The 6,366-nt window shown below is 54.0% G+C and carries 4 protein-coding genes; 2 read left to right on the top strand and 2 right to left on the bottom strand.

Going from position 1 to position 6,366, the window contains the following annotated elements:
- Nucleotides 1-39: 39 nt before the first annotated feature.
- A complete protein-coding gene (locus H5U08_RS08050; protein ID WP_297031990.1) occupies nucleotides 40-1,182 on the top strand; it encodes an enolase C-terminal domain-like protein in 1,143 nt (380 codons plus the stop codon).
- Between the two features lie 97 nt (nucleotides 1,183-1,279).
- Complete coding sequence (locus H5U08_RS08045) at nucleotides 1,280-1,603, top strand: putative quinol monooxygenase (protein WP_297031988.1); 324 nt, start codon at nucleotides 1,280-1,282, stop codon at nucleotides 1,601-1,603.
- A 244-nt stretch (nucleotides 1,604-1,847) separates the two neighbouring features.
- Here H5U08_RS08045 and H5U08_RS08040 read toward each other — a convergent pair whose 3' ends face one another.
- Both H5U08_RS08040 and nrfD read right to left on the bottom strand, forming a co-directional pair.
- Nucleotides 1,848-5,090: a molybdopterin-dependent oxidoreductase gene (locus tag H5U08_RS08040; protein WP_297031987.1), complete on the bottom strand. Its 3,243-nt coding sequence runs from the start codon at nucleotides 5,088-5,090 to the stop codon at nucleotides 1,848-1,850.
- Nucleotides 5,091-5,182: 92 nt separating this feature from the next.
- A partial coding sequence (gene nrfD / locus H5U08_RS08035; RefSeq protein ID WP_297031985.1) for an NrfD/PsrC family molybdoenzyme membrane anchor subunit occupies nucleotides 5,183-6,366 on the bottom strand: 1,184 nt, incomplete at its 5' end.

Below are 6,366 nucleotides of genomic sequence, written 5' to 3'. Positions count from 1 at the left end.
CCCCTTCGGATTTGGACTTTTTCCGTGAGGTATGCTGGGATGAAAATCTCTCGCATTGATCTTTATCTTTTAGGCCTCCCTTTGAATTCCCCCTTACGCTTTGAGACCGTTCCCTATTCGCCAAATTCACAGGAATGGCGCGAGCTGCAAACGGTTTTGGTGTGCCTTTGGAGCGGAGACCTCAGTGGCTGGGGAGAGGCTGCTCCCGGCAATGGGCCTTTTTGGACCGTTGAGTGGTCGGCCGGGACCTACCGTGTTCTCCGCGACTGGATGTCCCCGCTCATCTTGGGGAAGGAGTTCAACACAAGTTCCGAACTGGAGGAGGCTTTAGCGATCATCCGCGGACACCGTGCCGCCAAGGCGGCTCTGGATATCGCTTTTTGGGATCTGAAAAGCCGTATCGAGGGGCAGCCGCTGTACGCCGCTCTGGGCGGAACGAACAGGGAACTCCCGCTCGGCACCATCCTCGATCGGCCAAACTGCCCCGATCTGGAACGTTTCGTTCAGGCCGTGGCAGACGCGTTCGAAAAGGGGTTCAGCCGCGTAGCCGTGAAAATCCGTCCAGGATTAGACTTGCAACTTCTCAACGTTCTTCGTCATGAATTTCCTGCTGCGGATATTCATGGTGATCTGGAGGGGGCGCTGAACCTCAATCAGATGGAAATCATCTATCGATTCGACGATTTTAACCTGCGGATGCTGGAACAGCCACTATCGGCGGATGATCTCGTGGGACACGCCATGGTGCAGGAGGCCCTGCGGACACCCGTTTGCCTGGACGAATCGATCACGACTCCCGCGCAGGCCGACATGGCACTGGAACTCCATAGTGCCAAGTATTTCAACCTTAATCCTGTCCGCGTGGGCGGCCTCACACCTGCCCTGGCCATCCACCAGGCGGCACACGAGCATTGTGTCCCGTGTTACCTCGGCATGTATCCGCAGACAGCCGTGGGAACCCGAGCTGGACTCGCCCTGGGCACGCTATCAAATTTCTGTTATCCCGCCGATTACTGGGGCCCGAATCTCCTGGCCGAAGATGTGGGCGAGCCAATTACGTTGGAAAGAAACCCCCAAGATGGCAAGATTCAGGCAAAACTTTGGGAAAAGCCTGGGCTGGGCATAACCCCGGATCCGCAACAATTTCGTCAATCAATTTTGGAAGAAGCCCACCTGGGTTAACTCCCCGGTTACACCGGATGCTCAAATGCCGGCCGCGGAAAACAAACATACCCTTATACGCGTCGCATGACAGTTGGATTTACGGGAGGAAAAAGCAGTGATCCACGTTCTTGCTCAGATCGTCGTGAAACCTGGCCAGAAAGAGAAAGTTCTTGAGGAGTTTCTCAAAATCGTGGATCAGGTCCGTGCCGAACCCGGCTGTCTGGAATACGGTGCGGCTGTGGAAATCCCGAGCGGAATCCCCGTGCAGCCCCCGATCCGGGAAAATGTCATCCACGTGATTGAGAAATGGGAATCGCTGGAGGCTCTCCAGCAGCACCTCCAGGCCACCCCACTGCAAACCTTTCTCCAGCAGGCCGGGCCTTTCATCGAACAGATTGTCGCCAGCGTGCTGGAACCGGTTGGACCGTCGGTGCGGTAGGGGCCGAGGCTTTACTACACGAATATTTACTTTCCGAACTTCGGACGGTCTTTCAGACTATGCGTTTGCGCAGAAGCACGTTGCGATAACATGACTTGCTGCTTCGAGTCAGTGGGAAAGCGGTTCCTTGCGGCCTGAGCAGGGCAGCGCGTTGCGTCCACCGTCCCGAAGCGCTCGCTTTGCACAAACTCGCGCGGGCCGCCGGCATGGAACTTTTTTCCAGGCCGCCAAGCCCCTTGCGGTGTCAGCCAACGGGCTCCAATCGCACGTACGTGTCGTAAAAACTGACGCTTCCTCCCACGGGATCGAGCATGCAGGTATTCTTCAAAGCTGGATCTACCCACATGACAGCGTTCGCATGAAATCCGGCTCTTCGGCGGGCCTCGCCTCGCACAATATGGCCATCAATTTCGATGTCCGACGAACCCGTGGCCCAATGTCCAAAGCCTAGTGCGAAACTGACAATTCCTGGCCGGATGGTTTGCGTGGCGTGGAGTTTGGCGATGACTGCCCGGCGCGTTCCGTTTTTGAAATCCCATTCGCCCTGGGGATTTGTCGCGCTCACAATGCGCACCCGCTGGCCACTCTTTAATCCCAGCTTGGCAAGGTCGCGTGGATTGATTAGCAACACGTTCTCCGGCAATAAGGGCGTCAACCAGGGATCCACAATTGTTCGGCTCTTCGTCTGACTGATGACCCGATGTGTGATCAGGTGAAATTCATAACCTTTCTGCAATTCGGAAGGCTCTCGCCCAAGATAATCCCTGACCGGAATGTATCGTGCAAATCCGGTGTGAGGCTCGCCAGTGCCAGAGTGAATAGTCGTAGTCGTTTTTTCCTGATAAATGTTTAACAGACCTTTGAAGGCATGTGTATGATGACTATCACTGAACGCCTTTTCAAAGGCTTCGAAGCGACCTCCTCGGTTCAAGACATAGACCACTTTTCGCCATAAATTTTCACCCACGATACGTTTCCAGCGCGCGGCGTCGAACACCGATGGCGGCAGATGCTGTCGCGCCTTAAGAAAGATGTCAACTTCCTCATCGCCCGCATCGGGGACAGCCGTCGAGCCATCGGGCTGATCACCCCACGCCAAATTGGCAACGGCCCGAAGGTAAAAGTCGTCCGGATGGTTTAAATCGAGCGGCTGTCCGTTCTTGTCTGTCCCCAGGCCACCGGGTCCAAAGCCCGGCAGTTTCAGGTGCTCCGCAATCCCAAAGATCATCGCCTCAAACGAAAGAGGTAATTTCTGTCCGAAAACGATGCACTCCTCGGGAATCGGGGCTATGACCGGCTGCCTGATGGGCTGGACCTTATGGGGGATATTGGGATGACTTCCCTGGAATTCCCATCTTTCCAGAAAAGAAAGATCCGGGAAGATGTAATCCGCATACATCGACGCACTGCCGACGAGGATATCGTTCGCAATAAACAGCGGCAGCTTTTCAACGTCGGCAAGAATTTCTATATTCGTATGCCCGGCCGGCAGGGCATAGGGAGGTGCTCCCATATAGAAAAACAATGCCTTGACGGGATACGGGTACTTATCGCCAATGGAAGGTATAATCTCTTCATAAACATCCGAAGAGAGTGGATACCACGGCCTTTTTGCGGGATATCCTTCAAAAATGGTCGTTTTCTCATACGGTATTCCATGGCGGATGCAGCTTATACCGAAGGCTGCAGCTTTGCCGGGATGCTGCGTCAGATCGAAAACTCCTTTTTTATGATCGTATGTCGCGGCCTTGAGCATCCCCCCTTTGGCCCCAATATTCCCAAGGAGGATGTTGACTGTCATCCAGGCAAGAACGTTATAGAAACCGTTCGTGTGCTGTGCCGCTCCGCGGTGGATATCCACTGCGCTTTTACGTCCGTGCGAGACCAATTCGTGAGCAACGGCCGCCACGTCTTTCGCGGGCACCCCACATATTTCGCACCACTCTTCAAAGCTTCGTGAAAAAGCTTCCTCCTTCAAAATTTGCAGAGCCGATTTAGCTGGCGTACCATCGGGAAGTTTTGTATCAACGAACAGATCGCCGAACACGGGCTCCTGATCGTCATTGGGATCAACCGCCTTCAATGTACCTTGCGACACGACGACCATGAATTTTTCTTCATATTCGACTTCTTTCTTCGACGTCTCGTCCACGTAGCGTCTTTTCTCCGGAGCACGTAACGGCTTTCCATCGATCAGGATATCTGCCGCCCGTACAAACTTTCCGGGTTTTCCGTCCGGACAGGCGACCAACCACGTGGCATTACTCCATGCCGGGTCGCCGATCTGGGCGGCCGCAGCCCGATTGGCTGCCGAAAGGAACTTCGCATCATACCCGCCATGCTCGAACATCCACCGCATGACGGCCAGGGCCAGTGCCGCATCCGTCCCCGGTTTTATTGGCAACCATTTCCAGGCTTTGCTGGCTAGCTTGCTGAATCGCGGATCAACCACCGCGATTTTCGCCTGCTTCGTGGCAAGTCGTTCTGTGATGCGCACCGCGCGATTCGGGGGACCATAGTTTGCCTCGAACAAATTGGCCCCGACAAACAGCACAAATTCCGCATGGTCGAGATCGGCCTGCCAATAGAACTTCGCCCCCTGGGAAAACTTCCCTCCCACGTATTGTTCGCTGATTGCCTTGCACGTGAAATAGAGCGATCCCTGACAGACCGTCGTATGGCCATGGGCATTGACCGTCCCCAGAGCTGCCGCAAATCGCTTATAGAGATCACCGCGTCCATCCTTCAGTCGGCCCCACGCCACAACGATTTGATTATTTTTTGGCCCCAGGTCCGGATGATCTGGGTCAATCAAGAGATCGAGATGCTCGCTATATTTCTTTTTAAAGTCTTCGACGAGCGCGCGCTTCTTATCATGGTCCTTCTCATTCAGAATAGCGTCCACATCTTTTTTCATCTCAGCGGCCAGTCCTGGGTCACGAAGGGCCACAAGGTCTTTCAGGCCCTCCACGTACCTCTTTTCCTCCCCCGGCACGTGCTTGAATAAATATCCCCCTTCACAAATTTCTTTGACTGCCTCCTCAAAACTGATCGTGATCCAGCGATTTTCGCCGCGTTTTCCTGCCCGCTTGAGCACCTTCCGAATACGATAAGGATCATAGGCCGTCTGCAGGCCGGCTTGCCCCTTCGGACAAATTGAACCATCGACCAGCACCGCTTCCGCCAGTGGCGTGTCGTACGGCAAGTGAGGGTGGAGTGTCCATGGATTGTATGGATTGCCATCGATTTTAGTTACAACCCCGTCAACAAGTTTGCATTTAATTCCACAACCCGTGTTGCACTGCAAACACACAGAATGGATGATATGTTCACCCTTGATCAGTGGATAAGCCGCGTCCGGCCGTGCCGTATTGAGAACCCGGATCGGCTCGTCGTTTTCCGCCGCCGTTACTGCCGGCCCGATCATTCCGGTACCCAGCAAAGCGCCTCCGGCCAGAAATCCTCTTCTTGTCAGCCTGCGTTTCATTGCGCCGTCAGCTTTCCTGTTTTCCATAATACACCTCGCGGATCATTCTGGATGGTTTATCTGCTCGCGCGCCACCAATGACACAACCAGCGTCACGCCGCAGCCTGAAGATTCTGTTTGTCTTTCACCGGAATAAGAGGCAATAACCAATAACCCAGGAAGAATAGCGTCATCCCCACGGCCACAACGAAAAACGTAACCTTCCACTCGAAAAAGCTCGGCACATAATAGAAGACCAGTCGAGGATGCACGTAGGCAGACTCCAGGCCACGGAGATGGGGCACAATCAGTCCTGGAATGACAATGTTTAAACGCACCGTCATGAATGTAACGGCGATAAGGAGCCCCGCCAGCCCTACCGCCGCAGGTCGATCACCACCGAAGACCAATAGCAGCAGCGGCACAAGTGTTCCCAGTCCCAGGTGAATAATCCAGAATACCCACCAAAATTCGCCAAACAACACTTTATTCAATAGATCCACCTCATGTCCCACCCCGTACCACATCGGGATCGAGTATTCTGCCCATTCCAGCACCACGTCAAAAATGAGGAGCCCCAGGACGACCTTCCCCAGAAGCTTGAGCATTTCGCGATATTCAGCATCCCCGTTTTTCCAGAACGCCGCCACAATAAATGTCATCAAGGCCCCTCCAGACACGAGCGCGCCGGTCAGAAACAGGATCGGCATCAGCGGCGTGTGCCAGAAGGGGCGTGCCGCCAGTGTACTGAAAAGCGCGCCCACCCCCCCGTGAAACGTAATCGCGAGAGGTACCCCGGTGATGGCTAAAATCCGAAGATAATGGAGACACCGCTCTTCCTGCTCAGGGGACAGCGGCCCGCGGGAAAACGCGAGGGCCCGAGCTATCATACCCTTAATTCCGCCAACCGATTGCATTCGCGCAAGGTCAGGCCGCAAAGAAAACCACAGTTCCAGAATCATAATGATCGTATAAATGGTGTACAGCCACACCATCCATGCCATCATGGAAGTAAAATTTGGGTACAAAAAAACGTTATAAAATCGGTCCATGCGCCCAAGGTCGAACCAAATAGAGAGAAGTGCCATAAACAGGGACACAATCGCGACGAATAGCGACAATCGTCCGAGGTTCTCCAGTTGCTTGAAATCGAAAACATAGATCAAAGAGGACAGAAGAAAAGCTCCCGCAGATAGACCGATGAAATAAATGTAGGCCGAGACCCACAATCCCCACACCACATAGCTCCCGTAATTGGCTGCATGATGCCCATGCCATAAGCGCTCGGCAATTCCCT

Source organism: Thermogutta sp. (assembly GCF_014359955.1).
Taxonomy (GTDB): domain Bacteria; phylum Planctomycetota; class Planctomycetia; order Pirellulales; family Thermoguttaceae; genus Thermogutta.
This window is presented reverse-complemented; position numbering and strand designations above follow the sequence as displayed.